The sequence below is a fragment of the Desulfatiglans anilini DSM 4660 genome (genome assembly GCF_000422285.1).
Taxonomy (GTDB): domain Bacteria; phylum Desulfobacterota; class DSM-4660; order Desulfatiglandales; family Desulfatiglandaceae; genus Desulfatiglans; species Desulfatiglans anilini.
In genome coordinates, this window is sequence record NZ_AULM01000026.1 from 39,168 (window position 1) to 55,326 (window position 16,159).

The 16,159-nt window shown below is 59.6% G+C and carries 12 protein-coding genes; 2 read left to right on the top strand and 10 right to left on the bottom strand.

Annotated features, from left to right (window positions below):
* Positions 1-22: 22 nt before the first annotated feature.
* Positions 23-1,393, bottom strand: a complete 1,371-nt coding sequence (locus tag H567_RS25310) for an APC family permease (RefSeq protein WP_035254721.1) — start codon at positions 1,391-1,393, stop codon at positions 23-25.
* 205 nt (positions 1,394-1,598) lie between these two features.
* Complete coding sequence (locus H567_RS25315; protein ID WP_051184997.1) at positions 1,599-2,858, bottom strand: DEAD/DEAH box helicase; 1,260 nt, start codon at positions 2,856-2,858, stop codon at positions 1,599-1,601.
* 718 nt (positions 2,859-3,576) lie between these two features.
* Here H567_RS25315 and H567_RS0115580 point away from each other — a divergent pair.
* Positions 3,577-5,022, top strand: a complete 1,446-nt coding sequence (locus H567_RS0115580) for a 4-hydroxyphenylacetate 3-hydroxylase N-terminal domain-containing protein (RefSeq protein ID WP_153306219.1) — start codon at positions 3,577-3,579, stop codon at positions 5,020-5,022.
* A gap of 123 nt (positions 5,023-5,145) precedes the next feature.
* Here the strand turns inward: H567_RS0115580 and H567_RS0115585 are convergent, their stop codons facing one another.
* Positions 5,146-5,781, bottom strand: coding sequence for a class I SAM-dependent methyltransferase (locus tag H567_RS0115585; RefSeq protein WP_028322117.1), 636 nt, complete (start codon positions 5,779-5,781; stop codon positions 5,146-5,148).
* A gap of 333 nt (positions 5,782-6,114) precedes the next feature.
* Between H567_RS0115585 and H567_RS0115590 the strand changes: the two genes are divergently transcribed.
* Positions 6,115-6,576: a type III secretion system chaperone gene (locus H567_RS0115590; RefSeq protein WP_028322118.1), complete on the top strand. Its 462-nt coding sequence runs from the start codon at positions 6,115-6,117 to the stop codon at positions 6,574-6,576.
* A gap of 259 nt (positions 6,577-6,835) precedes the next feature.
* Here the strand turns inward: H567_RS0115590 and H567_RS25320 are convergent, their stop codons facing one another.
* The 7 genes from H567_RS25320 to H567_RS25330 form a co-directional block, all read right to left on the bottom strand.
* Positions 6,836-10,939 (bottom strand): PAS domain S-box protein, encoded by a 4,104-nt coding sequence (locus H567_RS25320; protein ID WP_051184999.1) that lies wholly within the window; start codon positions 10,937-10,939, stop codon positions 6,836-6,838.
* A gap of 494 nt (positions 10,940-11,433) precedes the next feature.
* The gene (locus H567_RS0115605) at positions 11,434-12,612 is read right to left on the bottom strand and encodes an FprA family A-type flavoprotein (RefSeq protein WP_028322119.1); all 1,179 of its coding nucleotides are present in this window, start codon (positions 12,610-12,612) and stop codon (positions 11,434-11,436) included.
* A 77-nt stretch (positions 12,613-12,689) separates the two neighbouring features.
* Entirely contained in the window at positions 12,690-13,226 is a 537-nt protein-coding gene (locus H567_RS0115610) for an HPP family protein (RefSeq protein ID WP_028322120.1), read from the bottom strand.
* 12 nt (positions 13,227-13,238) lie between these two features.
* Positions 13,239-13,835 (bottom strand): CBS domain-containing protein, encoded by a 597-nt coding sequence (locus H567_RS0115615; protein WP_028322121.1) that lies wholly within the window; start codon positions 13,833-13,835, stop codon positions 13,239-13,241.
* Between the two features lie 108 nt (positions 13,836-13,943).
* A complete protein-coding gene (locus H567_RS0115620) occupies positions 13,944-14,264 on the bottom strand; it encodes an NIPSNAP family protein (RefSeq protein WP_028322122.1) in 321 nt (106 codons plus the stop codon).
* 34 nt (positions 14,265-14,298) lie between these two features.
* Positions 14,299-15,342 (bottom strand): hypothetical protein, encoded by a 1,044-nt coding sequence (locus H567_RS25325; RefSeq protein ID WP_051185000.1) that lies wholly within the window; start codon positions 15,340-15,342, stop codon positions 14,299-14,301.
* Positions 15,343-15,631: 289 nt separating this feature from the next.
* On the bottom strand, positions 15,632-16,159 hold a 528-nt coding region (locus H567_RS25330; protein ID WP_035254702.1), incomplete at its 5' end, for a 4Fe-4S dicluster domain-containing protein.

A 16,159-nucleotide genomic window follows, 5' to 3' on the forward strand; every position in this document is an offset into this window, starting at 1 on the left:
AACGGCGTTTTTTCCCGGCCTGCTAGGATATCCGCCGGGCGAAGAGGCGGTAGACCCCCATCCCGGCGGCGATGGTGCCAAGGCCGAACAGGGCCGCCACCGGCCGGCTCTTGAGAGAGAAGAAGATGATCCAGGCGTTTCCCAGGATGAAAAGCAGGGGAGTCACGGGATAGCCGAAGGTCCTGTAGAGGTCTTCAGGGGCGGGCGCGCGCCGGCGGATGCGCATCAGGCCGATGACGGTCAGCATCGCGCACAATGACAGCGTAAAGCCGATGTAGATCAGCAGGGTCTCGAACGAGGCGGAAAGCACCATCAACACGGCCAGCACCGCCTGCAAAAATATAGAAGCGGCCGGCGTCCTGCGCGCCGGGTTTAGTCTCGCAAACAAGCTGAAAAAGACCCCGTCCCGAGCCATAGCGTAGTAGATCCGTGGACCGGTCAGGATCATCGCGCTCAGGACCGAGAGGATGCCCAGCGCCACCGCCCCGCTGAAGACCCGGCTGATGCCGGGGCCGAACAGGGCCACGGCGGAACGGGCGCCGATCTCGAGCACCCCATACATCTCCGCAGGCGGCAAGGCATACAGATAAACCCCGTTCAGCAGCAGGTACAGGCCAATGACGACGATGGTCCCGGAGATCAGGGCAATCGGGATGTTGCGCTGCGGCCGGATGATCTCCGCCCCGATGTAGGCCGCCGCGTTCCAGCCGCTGTAGGCGAACGAGACGAAGATGAGGGCCACGGCGAATGCCTCGGCCGACAAGGGCTCGCCGGCCTCGACGGCATAATGCGAGGCCGATCCCTTCCCGAAAAAGAACCCGCCCAGGATGAATGCTGCGATCAGGGCGATCTTGAACAGGGTCAGCCCGTTCTGTACATTCCTGCCGGCCACCAGGCTCTGGTAGTGGACCAGGGAAAAAAGGACCACGACCCCGATCGCCGTCGCCGTCAGAGGAGAAACCTCGACCAGGCGAACACCCCGCACGGCGATGCTCAGCAATGGTTCGCCCGTGGGAATGGAGAAGGCGTCGAAGGCGTAGGTGGCGAAGGCGATCGCCGCTGCGGCGATCGGGGCCGAAAAACCCACGATCAAAGAGATCCAACCGGAGAGGAACCCCACACCCTTGCCGAAGCTCTCCTTCAGAAAGGTGTATTCCCCGCCCGCCCGGGGATAGCGGGCCCCAAGCTCCCCGTAGCAGAGGGCGCCGCACAGGGCGAACACGCCGCCGCAGAGCCAGCAGAGGAGCAGTGCCCTGGCCGAGCCGACCTCGGCCATGATGAAGCCCGAGGTCGTGAAAATGCCCGTGCCCACCATATTGGCGATGACGAGCACGGTAGCCGAAAAGAGGCCTATCTCCCTGCGCAGATCACCTGCATCGTCCTTGTGTTTCACGGTTCCATCCACTCCCTTGAAGGCGTTCCGGCCAAGGCGGGACTGGGGCGAGAAACCCTTTGATACGCAGAAAAAGGGATCTCTCAAGCGCCCCTGGGCCGAGGGGGACGAACTCTGTCCCGATGGAATGGATTAGCACATAAACGGGCTTTTGTGTACCTGTCGCTGCAGCAGACGGTGATCCGGATCCTTTTTCAGACAGATCCTACCTGCGCCCGGCCGAAGCCTTCGGCCTGTCACCGGCGGCCTTTCCGTGCCTGCCGGCGTGCGCATCGAATTCACCTCGCCGGGGAAAAGACCCACGCCCCGTCCGGGGCCGGACATCTGCGCTCACTGACACGGGGCGATCATAATCGAAGTCTTTCAAGGTCCGCCGTTCGATCGGGGACCCGATCACCCGGTCGATGGAGCACACCACACTCTTGTCTTCCCGGGTGACGAGGGTGAGGGCGGCACCGCTGCAGCCGGCACGCCCCGTGCGCCCGATCCGGTGGATGTAGGCCTCCGGGGTGGACGGCACGTCGTAGTTGATCACGTGCGACACCTTGGAAATATCGATCCCGCGCGCGACGATATCGGTCGCCACCAGGACCTGGAACCTGCCGCTGCGAAATCCGTCCAGCGCCGCCTGACGGCGCCCCTGAGAGAGGTTCCCCTGCAGCGAGGCCGACCGGTGCCCGGCCTTGGCCAGCTGCTCGCCCAGACGCTTCGCCCTGTGCTTGGTGCGGGTGAAGACGAGGACAGGCCCGCTCCCAACCTGGACCAGCAGTTCCATCAACAGGGCCGTCTTGAGATGCTGGGCGACCGGGTAGAGGGCGTGGCTCACCGTATGGGCAGGCGCATCGGCCCCGATCCGGCAGGTGGCCGGGTCGCGCAGGACCTCGCCGGCGAGGCGTTTGATCTCGGTTGGCATCGTCGCGGAAAAGAGCAGATTCTGCCTCCTGGACGGAAGATATCCGATAATCCGCCGGACATCCGGCAGGAAGCCCATATCGAACAGGTAGTCAGCCTCATCGAGGATCAGCACTTCGACATGCGCCAGATCCAGGGTGCCTTGACGGAGGTGGTCCAGGAGCCGGCCAGGGCAGGCGATGACCACCTCGACCCCCCGTTTGAAGGCCGAGGCCTGCGGGTTGAAGCCGACGCCGCCATAGACTGCCGTGCTGCGGATCCGAGTCCCGCGCGCGAGGGTCTGGAATTCTCCGTGGATCTGTTCGGCGAGTTCGCGCGTGGGAGCCACGACCAGGGCACGCACCGGGCCGGGCTTTGCCTGCAGAAACCGTTGCAGAACGGGCAGCGCAAACGCGGCGGTCTTGCCGGTGCCGGTCTGGGCCAACCCCAGGACGTCGCGTCCCTGCATCACCAAGGGGATGGCTTGTTTCTGGATTGGAGTGGGGGTGGTGTAACCCGCGGCCGCCACTGCGGCCATCAGATTGCGATTCAAACCAAATGTTTCAAAACCCATCAAATTCTTCTTTCTCTTTCTGAAGGTCAAAAAAAAACCCCGGAACGATTCCGGGGTTCACGCTATTGTCATGTCTACCTGGGAAAAAGCCGTTTACTGTGTTTAAGCTATCCTTTGCTATGATCATTGTCAAGCATTATCCGTTTTTAAATTTTCCAATCGCTTGCCACACGCTGCTGCATCGGTCCGTAATCACCGAAACCGGTTCCGTATCCTCTTCGAGTTCTCCTGTGCAGATCAAAGACGCCTGCGAAACAAACGCTCTTTTCGGATTAAAAACCCGGCCGCGCCGGATTGTCATTTCAGTGTAGACAGTGCATAGGGCCGACCTGGAAACGACTATCCAACACGGCTGCATCTCTGAGCCAAGAATGAGGATTCTTATATCACTCTAAAATAAATCAACCATTTGCGCAAAAGCTAGTGGTAAAGCGCTGCGGCAGCAAATGCGCAGATTGACGCCGCCATCGGGGAAAGAGACTATCTCCGGAGGCAGACCGGACAGAGGCGCCTTGACGCTCTTCCCCTTTTCGCTTGACGCAAACCCGGCAGTCGGTTATAGCGCTTTCCTGAGTATTTAAATCTTCGCCACGGCATTTCGGTGACTTTCCTTCCTGAACAACATGAATTCAGAGATTCAGCACGCGATTCGCGGTGTGTCGCCGCAAATCGGCAAATCAACAGCGATTGTCCGGTCCATCTCAAAGCGGAGGGGAAAATGGCTATCAAGTCCGAACAGGAGTATCGGGAGCGTGTGTCCAAACTGAGGCCGAAGCTTTTCATCGGGGGCAGGAAGGTCGAGGACCTGAACGCGCACCCCGTCACCCGGAGCGTCATCGAGGCGACCGCGCGCGTTTACGAGCTGACCCTGGATCCCCGTTACCAGGACACCATGCAGAGCGTCTCGCACCTGACCGGAGAACCGGTCAGCCGGGCCCTGCACATCCACCAGAGCCGCGAGGACCTCCTCAAGCGCCTCGACATGGCGCGCCTGAGCAGCCAGAAGCTCGGCACTTGCAACTACCGCTGCCCTGGCAACGAGATGCTCCCCTCCCTCGCCTCGACCACCTGGGAGATCGATCAGGACAAGGGCACTGAATACCACCAGCGCTTCAACGCCTACCTGAAGTATGCCCAGGAGAACGACCTGGTGGTGAGCGGCTCCGTCACCGACCCGAAAGGGGATCGCAGCAAGCGGCCCCTCGAACAGGACCCCGACTACTATGTCCACGTCGTCGAAAAACGGCCCGACGGAATCGTGGTGAGCGGGGCGAAACAGCATGCGACAGGCGCTTACGCGGCGGACGAAACGCTGGTGCTGCCGGGGATCTCATGCCGAAAGGGCGAGGAGGACTATGCCCTGGCGTTCGTGATCCCGAACGGGGCCGAGGGGGTGACCTACATCGGCCAATACAACGCCTTCAGCACGGAGCGGGAGTCCGAATCGGACCTGCGGGTGATCGGCAACCCGGTCTATGGACAGCGCGAAACGTGCCTCGTCGTGTTCGACCGGGTATTCGTCCCCTGGGAACGGGTCTTCATGTGCGGTGAGGTGGAGTACACCCAGAAGTTCATCACCCGGTTCGCCAAGACCCACCGGATGAACTGCGGCGGGGCCTGCAAGGTGGGTTTCATGGACCTGATCATCGGCGCGACCCAGTTGATCGCCGAATACAACGGCCTCCCCAACGTCTCGCACATCGCCCAGAAGATCACCCGGATGCTCCAGTTGAACGACACGTCCCTCGCCTGCGCGACGGCCGCCGCCTTCATGGGAAAAGAAGAGCCGGCCGGCTCGGGCGTCTTCATGCCTGATGAGGCGATGAGCAACATCGCCAAACTCAACACCAACGACGGCTTCTGGGAGGTCATGGCCCTCGCCGGGGACATCGCCGGCGGCGTCTCCGTGACCATGCCGAGCGAAAAGGAGCTCGACAACCCGGAAACGAGGGACTACGTCATGAAGTATCTCGGCGCGGCGGCGCCGGCGCACAAACGGATGCGGATCATCCGGTTCCTGCAGAACTGGGTCGCCGGACTCCATGGGGTCGGGACCTATCAGGGCTCCGGCCCGAGCCAGAACCAGATCATGGTCCTTTACCGCATAGCGGATCTCGAAAGCAGGAAGCGCATGGCCGAGGAACTGGCCAACGTCCACGCCTAGAGTCGGCGGATGGCCTGGGAGCGGCTGTGAAGAGCGCGCTCCCAGGCGGCCCGGGTGGTGATCACTGCGCAGACATGCGTAACGGCGCGCCGCAGGACTCCATCTCGTCAAAGCCTGGCCTTTTTATCCGCGGGAGCCCCTTTTCACGGCCTTGATGGCGATAAAAGCGCCCTTTCCGAACCCGTCCTCCACGGTTCCGGGCAGCCCCCCCGGGATCAGGGTCTGTTTTATCTCCACGGGGTCGAAGTCCGTCTCCCGCAAATGTTCCATCACCTCGTCGGTCGAGAAGAACGTCGCCTCCCGGTAAAACCGGCTTTCTCCCTTGTGGGCTGCATATCTTCTGCCGAGTTCGCTCAGCCTGTCCACGAAACCCACGATGATGGAGCCCTCGCGCTTCAAGACCCGCGCAGCCTCCCTGAACGTTGCAAGGATGTCGTCCACGAAGCAAATCGTGGTCACCATCAGCACGAAATCGAAGACACCGGTGCGGAACGGCAGGGCCTCGGCCACGCCCCGGCAGACATCGAGGCCAAGCACCCTGGCCTTCTCAGACATCTTTTCAGAGGGGTCGACCCCGATCTTCACACCGAATGGGACAGCGAACTTCCCGGATCCGATGCCTACCTCCATGCCTCTTGCGCCAAGGGGAGGAATCAGCCTGCGCACCGCTTCGAGTTCCAGGTGATAAAAAGCAGGATGCCTGTCGAACCAATCCTCGTAGGCATCGGTAAACGCGTCGAACGCTTCTGTTCTAGCCATCACAGTCTCACGGACCTTTCACTCTTCACACAAGGGAGCCTGTCGGCATCGCAGGACCATGCTCTGGCAACAGCAGGGAAACATGAGGATATTCAAAAAGCGATGCACATATACCTGTGCAACCCGCCATTATAGCGTTGCAGCAAAGGCGGACAACCCGCAAGCGTTTCGGGCCGGGGGTGGAAATGAAAACGGTTTTGTCTTCCGGCATATCTCTTGCTTAATCGTAGGCGGCTGGATGTAAACCCTCCTCACGACAAAAGCTGAATCTCAATGCGCATGATTTCATTACCCACAGGATGTAACATATCCGTTGCCTAAAGGAAAACTTCAATGGAACGTTTCAATGCCCTGATCAAGAGATTCGGAGAAACCATCGGGATTCCCGATCTCGACCTGGACGAAGACGGGTACTGCTGCCTGGAGTTTGACGGTCACATCGTCAACATCGAATTCGCCCCACGCTCGGAGGAATTCTTCTTTTACGCCTGCATCGCAGACCTGCCCGAAACGGATCACCAAGCCCTCTGCGAGATGCTCCTCGAAGCGAATTTCTTTTTCCGCGGGACCCATGGGGCTACCTTTGGCATCGACAAACAATCGAAACAAATCATCCTGGCCGCAAAGAAACCTATCGCGGCGGTTGACGGACGCCTTTTCGAATCGATGATGGAAGATTTCGTCAACGCCACTATCGGTTGGAAACAAAGGCTTGCGGCCTTCCAGGAGCGGAACGGATCGGAGGAAGCACCGGAGACCGGATTCAGCTCCGATTTTCTTGAGCGAAGGGCCTGAGCCTAGTTTCCACCCGGAAATGAGGATTTTTGGCCCATATCAAGGAAATCAAGCGTTCGCGCGGAAGCGACCTGCAGGTCGCCGCACAAGCAAACGTGTAGATTGACGCCGAGATTGGCCAAAAAGACCATTTCCGGATTGGAAACCGGGTTCTACCGGGAAATCATTTCCAGATGGGAGCGAGCCTAACGAAACGGGAGGCGTCCAATACAGCCGCTTATGGTTCGCCGCGTCTGATGGGTGTTGGACAAGGGCTCGATCATCTTTCGCTCAGGAAAGCCTCCATGACTGCTTTCGTTTCCCGCAACCGATCTTCGAGCACCGCCAATCGAGACCGTGCCGCGTCCACATCACCTCTGCCAACGGATTTTTCGATCTCCATGGCCTCATGCCGTATCGCCTCTGCACCCACACTCGCGGCGGCCCCTTTGATCGTATGGGCCCACCGCTCCGCACCGGGACCGTCCCGGCTCTCAAGAAACGTTCCAAGACGTTGAATCTGCTGCGGGATGTCCAACAAAAAGGCCTCGGCAATCTCCTCCATCAGATCGTGGTCTCCCATCAACCGATCGAGGAGGCCACTCCTGTCCCAAACGGACATCTCAGAAGGGGACGGTTTTTCCGTTTCTTTCGCTCCCTCCCCTGGATGCGTCTTTGCCCTCCTGCTCGCATCATCCGCCAGCCACTTTTCGAGGACTTCGGCCAGGGCCAAATGCCCCACGGGCTTCGCCACATAGTCGTTCATGCCGGCGGCCAGGCATCTTTCCCGGTCCCCCGCCATGGCATGGGCCGTCATGGCGATGATGGGGACTGTGTTCGGGCCAGACAGGTTTCTGGAGCTGCGGATCGCCCTGGTGGCCTCCAGACCGTCCATCACCGGCATCTGGACATCCATCAGCACCAGGTCGTAAACGACCTGCTCCAAGGCTTCGATCGCCTCGGCGCCATTGGCAACGGCATCGGCCTTCAGCCCCAGCTTTTTAAGGATGCCCAAAGCCACCTGCCGGTTGGTGGCGTTGTCCTCGGCCAACAGGATGCGCACCGGACGATCGGCAAAAATCATCAGCGCTTCACGCGCCGAATGCCGTGTGGTGATAGGCCGGTGCTTCACAAACGCCCCCAAACGCTCCATCAACGACAAAGACAACGCTACCTGCAGCTCTTCGTTGCGAACGGGCTTGGTCAGGTAAGCGGCAAACCCGGCCTTCGCAAAGCGCCGGGCATCTCCCCGGCTCCCCAGAGAGGTGAGCATCACCAGGCGGGTATCGGCCAGCCGTTCATCGGCCAGAATCATCCTGCCCAATGTTTCTCCGTCCAGACCCGGCATCTGCATATCGATAACCGCCAAACGGAACGGATCCCCTTCCTCCTTGGCCTGCAACAGGGCCTCAATAGCCGCTGGGCCGTCCTTCGACTCCTCCGGCCGCATGCCCCAGGAGGTCAACCGCCCTGTCAGAATCTCTCGTCCGGTGGTGTTGTCATCCACTACCAGGACCCTCACCCCCCGCAGGTCGGAATAAACGGGCGGCTCCTGTTCCCCTTGCTCCGGCTGTTTACGCAGGTCCACCGTGAACCAGAACTCAGATCCCTTGCCCTCCCGGCTGTTGACCCCCATCCTCCCTCCCATCATCTCAACCAGCTGCTTCGCTATGGCCAGCCCCAAACCGCTGCCGCCGTAGAGGCGCGTGGTCGAAGCATCTACCTGGCTGAATTTCTGAAAGATGAGTTCCAGTTTGTTTTCCGGGATACCGATCCCTGTGTCCCGCACCGTGAAGCACAGCGTCGCCTCCTCGTCCGACTCCGAGGTTACGCTGACGCGGATCGAAACTTCCCCCCTCGCTGTGAATTTGATGGCATTGCCGGCCAGATTGGTGATGATCTGGCGAAGCCTCCCCGGGTCGCCTCGCAGCATCTTGGGAACCTGCTCCTCCCAGCTGCAAAGCAGCTCGAGCCCCTTTTCATGAGCCCGCACAGCCAGGTTGGCGGTCAAATCATCCAGCAGGCCGACCAGATTGAAGTCGACCTCCTCCAAATCGAGTTTGTTGGCTTCGATCTTCGAAAAATCGAGGATGTCGTTGATGAGGGTCAGGAGCGACTCCCCGCTTTCACGCACCACCTCCGCATAGCGCTGCTGATCCGCTGTCAGTTCCGTATCCAGCAGCAGCCCGGTCATCCCTATGATTCCATTCAGAGGGGTTCGAATCTCATGACTCATGTTGGCAAGGAATTCGCTTTTGGCTCGATTCGCGGTCTCGGCGTGCATGGCCATTTCGTTGGCGCGGGCGGTCGCCTCCTCGAACTGGCGGTTGGCTTTGAGAAGTTTTCGCTCGTATTGCATCCGCTCGTCGATATCCGTATCCGAACCCCTGAAGCCAAGGACTTCCCCTTCCGCCCCCACCAAGGTCATGCCGCTACGCATCACCCAAAAGGGCCGCCCATCCCTGGTGACGAGCCGATTTTCAAAGTTGGTCAGCGACTCCCGGCGGCGCATCACCCTCAGACCGAATTCCTTGACCTTTTCCTGATCGGCAGGCAGGCAAATGTCGTAAAAATACTTCCTGCCGACCAGTTCTTCGGGTTTGTAGCCCAGGATATTTTCCGCCAGAGGACTCAAAAAGGTGTACAAACCCTCGGCGTCGACCTCCCAAGTGACCGTCCTGCTCTGTTCGGCGAGCTTGTTGAAACGCTCTTCACTCTCCAGTAAAGCCTGCTCCACGTTTTTACGCTCGGTGATATCCCTCGAGACGCCCACAAAAGACTTGAAGGCACCGTTCTCATCCTTTACGAGGCTGCCTGCGGCACTGTGCCAATGCCAGGATCCGTCGGCGTGTCTGACCCGGTATTCCGGATGGGGGAGAGACGTCTTGCCTTCAACGACCTGAGAAAGATATTCGGCGCAGATTTGGATGTCTTCCGGATGAACGAATGAACGAAACGATTTCCCGATGACCTCGACAGGATCGCGTCCCGTTATCTTGAGCCATGAGGGCGAAGCGTAGGTGAAGACGCCTTCCGGCGTCAGGCTCCATATCAAATCGGATGAATGGTCCACGAGCAGGCGGTATTTCTCTTCGCTTTCCCGCAGGGCCTCTTCGGCCAGTTTGACATCGATCGACTTCCATACCGCATCCATCAGCAGCTTGAGCTGCATCGCGTCCGACTCGTCATAGTCGGCGGCCTTGTTGGCCACACCCACCACCGCGATGATTTGATCTCCCCTGAAGATCGGTATGGTCAGAAATTTTTCGATATGGACATGACCCGGGGGATACCCCCTCTTGAGCGGATTCTCCGCCTGGAAATCATTCACCAGGATCGGCCGCCGCTGCCGGACGGCCTCGCCCCAGATACCGGTCCTATCCAGGTCGTAGACCGTCTTCGGATCGGCGACGCTGCACTCCTGCATGACATCCTTCGACCAGGTATTCAAGACGAACTGCCTGCGGTCTTCATCATAGAAATAAATATATCCGATTTTGCTTTCTGTGAGATGAACGACTTCGTGCAGGGCATGGTCGAGAAACTCCTGGACCGTATCCGACGGATCCTCCAATATCTTCACAAGACTCTTGAGCCGGGTCTCGCTCCTCCGGAGCTGTTCGTCTGCCATCTGCCGCCCTGTGATATCGAGCGAGTGTTCGACAACCCGCACCAGACGCCCCTGCTCATCAATGACAGGATGCGCGTGAATTTCGATTTGACGGGCCATCCCTCGCGCGTCGTAATGCGTGTGTCTCATGGTGGCGGGATGCAGTGTCCTGCGAACCGCATCGACGGGGCACACATGGTCCTTCCCGCTGCATGGGCTTTCCCGATGATGGGACACGGCATAGCAGGTTTTCCCTACCACGGCCCATCCGCCATAGGCTTGATTCGCCATCTCAATCCGATAGCTCTCCGGATCGATGACGGCAAAGGGGTGGGACAGTGCGTCGATGGCCGTTCTCAAAAAGCGCTCGTTTTCCTGAACCTCCTTCTGGCGCTCGTATTCCTCGGTTGCATCGCTGAACATCAACACAGTCCCTGTGATATCACCCTCGCCCTCACAGACGGCAGCGCAGCTGCTGGAGATCCGGGACTCACGCCCCTCTCTCGAGACGAGAACGCGGCGGCCGCTCAGTTCCCGGACAGCCTCGCCGCGCATTACCCGCGCGACGGGGTCATCAACCGGGGCGCGGGTATCTGGGTCGACAATTCGAAAGACCTCGCTTACGGGGCATCCGGCCGCCCGGGCCGCAGGCCAGCCCGTCAGCGATTCGGCCATGGCATTGAGGCTGACGACATTTCCCTCCCTGTCGCAGACAATCACCCCATAGCCCATGGAGAGGAGGGCATCCGAAAGGAATCCTACATTTTTCTGCATCTTCATCCCCTGTATGGGCCAAACCCGACTGCAGGCCCGCTGCGCTCCCTCTTAGGAAAAATTTTGGCTGGTTTCCATCCGGAAATGGTCTTTTCGGCCGATCTCGGCGCCAATCTGCACGTTTGCTTGTGCGGGGACCAGCAGGTCGCCTCCACGCAAACGATTTATTTCCTTGGTATTTGCCAAACAAGGACCCGCCCCGCAGGGGTGGGACTGAGCACCCGAAGGGTGTGAAGAAAAATCCTCATTTCCGGATTGGGAACCGGGTTCTGCCGGGAAATCATTTCCGGATGGATACTAGCTGGGAAAATCGCTTCGACGGAAAGGCATTGGGTGCAGCGGCGGGCCGGCCGCTGCACCCAATCCAATATACTTCCCGGTATCCACAAAATATCCGCATTTTTGGTGTGGAAACCCATTGACCGGGGCCCGGCCGGTTTCTGAAAACCGTCCGGGCTCCGCGATCCTCTTTCAAGATAAACGTCGTTCCGGGATCAAACGAAACCTTTCTCTTCATGCTTCCGGGCGATGGTATCGGCCATGCGCTCCAAAGCCTCGATGTGGCTCTCCGAAACAAGCCCTTTGGCCAGAATGGGCTCCAACACCTCCACCTTCAGATTGGGGATCATGCCCGCCAGGGTCTCGACGGTTTTCCCTCCCCACCCGTAGGAGCCGATAATCGAAAGGAACTGCACCCTCGGCCTGAGGGCGTTGGCCAGGAAGGTGGCATAAGCCGCAAGCGGGTGCGGACCGGCCAGAACGGTCGGAGTACCCACAACGACGGTGGCGGCATCCACCAAGGCCATGGCCAGTTTTCCGATGTCGGTGACAGGCAGATTGAACAGCTCCACCCGCACCCCTTTCTTGACGAGGGTCGAGGCCAGGTAATCGACCATCTGCCTCGTGCTCCCGTGCATCGATACAAAGGGTAGAACGACCAGATTGCGCGGCGGACCGCTTACCCACTGCCGGTAGGCATCCATGATCCAGGCCGGACGATCGTGAATCTGTCCGTGGCTGGGGGCGATCATCTGGATATCATACGGGGCGAGCTTTTCCAGGTTCTTTTCGATCACGTTCCTGAAAGGCATCATGATCTCGGCGAAATACCGTTTGGCCGCCTCGTACACACGCCCCTCGTCGGTGACGTACAGATCGGCCGTCGCGATGTGAGACCCGAAAAAATCGCAGCTGAAAAGGATCCGGTCCTCCTCCAGGTAGGTCACCATGGTCTCCGGCCAGTGGACCCAGGGCGTGTGCAGGAACCGGAGCGTCTTGTCCCCCAGAGACAAGGTCGCACCGTCTTCCATCGTCAAGAAGGCGCTTTCGGGTATCTTCAGCAGATCGATCAACATGGGTTTGGCCTTGGGAGAAACAACCACCTTCGCCTCGGGAAACTTCTGGAGCACGAGAGGGATGCTGCCGGAATGATCCTGTTCCGCATGATGCGAGACGATGAAGTCCAGTTTCGGGATATCCTCCAGGAGCGCCGCCCAGGCATCGGCCATGGGTGGATCGACCGTGTCCAGCAAAGCGGTCTTTTCGCTGCCTTCGACCAGATAGGCATTGTAGGTCGTGCCGTCCGGGAGCGGGATGAGCGAGTCAAAAAGGCGCCTGTCCCAATCGATGGCACCCATCCAATAGATCTTTTCCTTGATAAGTCTCTTGTGCATCATCAAACCTCCTCAATGCTGCCCTCATACCAGCATGGGTTAAGGTTTCAGGATTCGATGCGGTCAGGCTTCGAGCTTCACATCCAGAATTCAGGGTATCGCCGGTTCTTGGGTATATTGTTGACGATCAGGGCCACGGTCAGCATGACCGCCGCACCCAAGGCGCTCGGTACGAGTACGTAGAGATAGCCCAGCCCATGCACCGAATCGCCGCCGATCACCGCGATCAGCGCCGTAGCGCCCCCTGGAGGGTGAAGGGTCTTGGTCACGTGCATCACCGCGATGGCCGTCGAAACGGCGGCCGCTGCGGTGAGCCAGGTCTCTCCTCCCAAAAACTGAAAGGCCGTCACCCCGATCGCCGCCGACAGGACATGGCCGCCGATCAAGTTCCTCGGCTGGGCCAGCGGGCTGCGGATGGCGCCGTAAATGAGCACGGCGGAGGCCCCGAAGGACCCGATGATCATGATCAGCGACGTGTGGTCCAGGAGTTTATAGTGGATCAGCCCTACCGCCGAGATCCCCAGGAAACTGCCGACCCAGGACCACAGGACCTCTGCAGGACCGACGGCGGGGGGGCTCTGGGTATGCCCGCGCATTTTAGTGAAATAGCTCATTTTCCCCATCCCTTATTCGATCCTGCAGAAGGCCTCGATTAGGTCCGAGCGGGTGACGATGCCGACGGGTCTGCCGTCGCCCCCCACGATCGGGAGCCGATTGATGCCCTTCTCGCTCAGCAGTGCCGATATGTCCGCCATGGAGATATCCACCGTGGCAGTAACGGCCGGCGACGTCATGATTTCCCCCGCGGTCCGTTTGAGCATCGGAGCGGCCACACACCCCTTGTTCTGCAGACACAGGGCGATGACCTGCATGAAGGACCCCCCGGGCTCCGCGCCCATCTTTCGGAGGAAGTCTTTTTCCGAAACCACGCCGACGACCCGGCCGTCGCGATCGACCACGGGGGCCCCGGAGATCCCTTCCCGGGCCAGCAGGGCCGCCGCCTCGACCAGCCCCTGACCCGTCTCGATCACATGAACCGGGGTCCTCATGATCTGCCCGGCCTTCAAGCCTTTCATGACACGATCTCTCGCAAGGCCGTACGCCACCTGGTAGACCTCCCTGAAATCGGCCGGAGTGATGTCGATATAGCCCTGCATCGCCTTCATGGCCTCCATGACATCGGCATCGGAGATGTCGACGGAGGCGTACGCTTCGTTGGCCATCCGATTCACAAGGATTTCCTCCTCTGAAAAAAGTTCGAAACGCCCCGGATCCCCACGAGCATGCATCGGGCAATACCCAGTGCAACCCCGCTTGTCATGGCTCCTTTCTCAACGGATGACGGATTTGTCCGTCGCGCTCATCCGGGTGATCACCATCTTGTCGCGGTCGAGCATCTCTTTGGCCAGCGGGGCGATTTCCGTCTTCCAGTAATCGCTCTGATACACCTCTTCATAGAGGCGTTCGGCCTCTTCTTCACTCTCGAACCGGCGGATCCAGATGTAGAGATCCGGCTCGTCCAAAGCCACAAAACTGCCTACGAAGACCATGCCTTTCGACACCTGAAAGGGGATGATCTTCTCTTCCATCAGCCGGACCCAGCGCTCCCGCTTGCCATCCTTGATACGGTACTGACGCAGTTCGAAAAACATATCCACTCCCTCCTCCCAACGTTTCAGTGGAATCTCACAGCCCGGAAAGGGCCTCTTCGAAAGCCTTCGACACGGTGTCCCGGACGGATTCCGGAGGCCGGAGGGAGCAGGGCTCCCGATGGAGCACCTGCGCGTATGTCTGGTCGCTGTTCCCGATCTCCCGCAGGAGAAGGCGCGGCGTAACCCGGGCATTCACGCGGAAGTGCTCGTTTTCCCTGCCCGAAAACACCGACACGTTGAAGCTGTAAAGGCCCTCCTGATCGAAATACCGCAGAGCGGCCACGAGCCCCTCCAGGAAGGCGTCCCGCTCCTCATCCTTCCATTCCAGCAGCGTCCGGCACTGCTTGAAAATGCACCACAGATCCGGGAGCGCACCCTGGGGGGCGAAGTTCAAAGTCCAGAAGGTCGGGCCGATCTCCGCCAGAAAACGCTCGCCGAAGGCCCTCTCGGCATCCATGAAGTCATCCCAGAACAGGCGGCCGTTTTCCTGGAAATAGGCCAGGCTTTCCGCCGTCTGCGCACCGAGCTGCGCGGTGGGGACCTCCCCGCAGTTCACCTGGAGATGCGGGTGGACAATGCTCGATCCGGAGGGCGGCATGTAGTTCCAGTTGATCGAGAAGAACCGGACATCCCGGTCGTGCCGGACCACACTTCGAACGAAGCTCCGCGCGGCCGTGAACCCGTCCCTGATGATCGCCGGGGTGAAGCCCCCGGGTCCGATATAATGGTCCCTCCCCATGACGCACACCGCGGCGTAGCGGTCCAGGGGCAAAAGGTTCGGGAACAGCCACGCGTCCCCTTCGCGGATCCTTCCGCCGGGGAGGAGTTCGTCCGGATAGAGGGGCGTCGACGCCGCGACCGATTCCGGACAGAAGGGGCAGGGCGTCTCGAGCGATCTTCTGACCAGTTCATCGAAATCCGGCCTCTGAATGGGCCGGTAGGGCAGGTCGAAGATCCGCGTGGAGTGGCCCGTCAGGGGGTCCCAGCGAATCTCGAAAGGGATTTCATCCATCGAAAACCCCTTGAAGGGGTTCTTCAGCCGCATACAATCCTTGATCTTTTTGAAAGCAATCGGCATGACCTCGCCTTTTTACCTCCTTTCGAATGTATCATCAAGAACTGAGCCTCCGTAAGTGTCTGCTACCCATTATAGGGGCACCATGCCCTTCTCCTCCTTGTGGACATCGGCCCCCATGTCTGCTACCCATCATAGAACCATACCGCTATTCGGCAAACAGAATCAAGAAGGACGATAAGCGCATAAAAAAGGACAGATCTATTTCTCGCCCACGAAAAATAAATCTGTCCCCTCTGCTTGAAAAAATCTGTCTTTCCGATGCCCCCTTCTTCGTTCTACCGGGGGACGTTCACCTGCAGTGGCGGGCCGCCAGATGCTCCACGGAAAGCCCGGTCATCCTGGAAATGTACTCCAGTTGTTTTTTCGGTGCGATATCCCGCCCGGTGGCTTCGCACCGGACCATTTCGAAGTCCGTATTCCATATCCTTCGAACGCCGTCCTTTTGCTCCATGCGAATCACATCCACCGGACAGACATACGCACATGAACCGCATGCGATGCAGTCCGCGGGCGCTTCACCGAACGGCGTCGTCACCTCGCGGTGCACCCCCCTGCCTGCAAACCCGATGGCGGAGACGCCAACGACCTCGCGGCAGGCCCTGACACACTGGCCGCAAAGGATGCATCCCTTCACCTCGGCCGGGAAGCGCGAGGAGGGAACCCCCACTCGGGACGCCATGGCAAGCAGCGCCGGGTGTTTGGGGTTGCGCGCCAGCAGGAGCTCCATGACCAGCCTGCGCACGTTCTGCACGCGCGGGGTATCCGTTTCGACCACCAGCCCTTCGGAGATCTCGTAGATGCAGGAGGCGACCAGGCG

What these genes read in the sequence shown, in the direction of transcription:
- H567_RS0115590 (WP_028322118.1), top strand. Translation starts at nt 6,115, where the DNA reads ATGGAACGTTTCAATGCCCTGATCAAGAGATTCGGAGAAACCATCGGG.
- H567_RS25320 (WP_051184999.1), bottom strand. Translation starts at nt 10,939, where the DNA reads ATGCAGAAAAATGTAGGATTCCTTTCGGATGCCCTCCTCTCCATGGGC.
- H567_RS0115615 (WP_028322121.1), bottom strand. Translation starts at nt 13,835, where the DNA reads ATGGCCAACGAAGCGTACGCCTCCGTCGACATCTCCGATGCCGATGTC.
- H567_RS0115585 (WP_028322117.1), bottom strand. Translation starts at nt 5,781, where the DNA reads ATGGCTAGAACAGAAGCGTTCGACGCGTTTACCGATGCCTACGAGGAT.
- H567_RS25325 (WP_051185000.1), bottom strand. Translation starts at nt 15,342, where the DNA reads ATGCCGATTGCTTTCAAAAAGATCAAGGATTGTATGCGGCTGAAGAAC.
- H567_RS0115605 (WP_028322119.1), bottom strand. Translation starts at nt 12,612, where the DNA reads ATGCACAAGAGACTTATCAAGGAAAAGATCTATTGGATGGGTGCCATC.
- H567_RS0115610 (WP_028322120.1), bottom strand. Translation starts at nt 13,226, where the DNA reads ATGAGCTATTTCACTAAAATGCGCGGGCATACCCAGAGCCCCCCCGCC.
- H567_RS25315 (WP_051184997.1), bottom strand. Translation starts at nt 2,858, where the DNA reads ATGGGTTTTGAAACATTTGGTTTGAATCGCAATCTGATGGCCGCAGTG.
- H567_RS0115580 (WP_153306219.1), top strand. Translation starts at nt 3,577, where the DNA reads ATGGCTATCAAGTCCGAACAGGAGTATCGGGAGCGTGTGTCCAAACTG.
- H567_RS0115620 (WP_028322122.1), bottom strand. Translation starts at nt 14,264, where the DNA reads ATGTTTTTCGAACTGCGTCAGTACCGTATCAAGGATGGCAAGCGGGAG.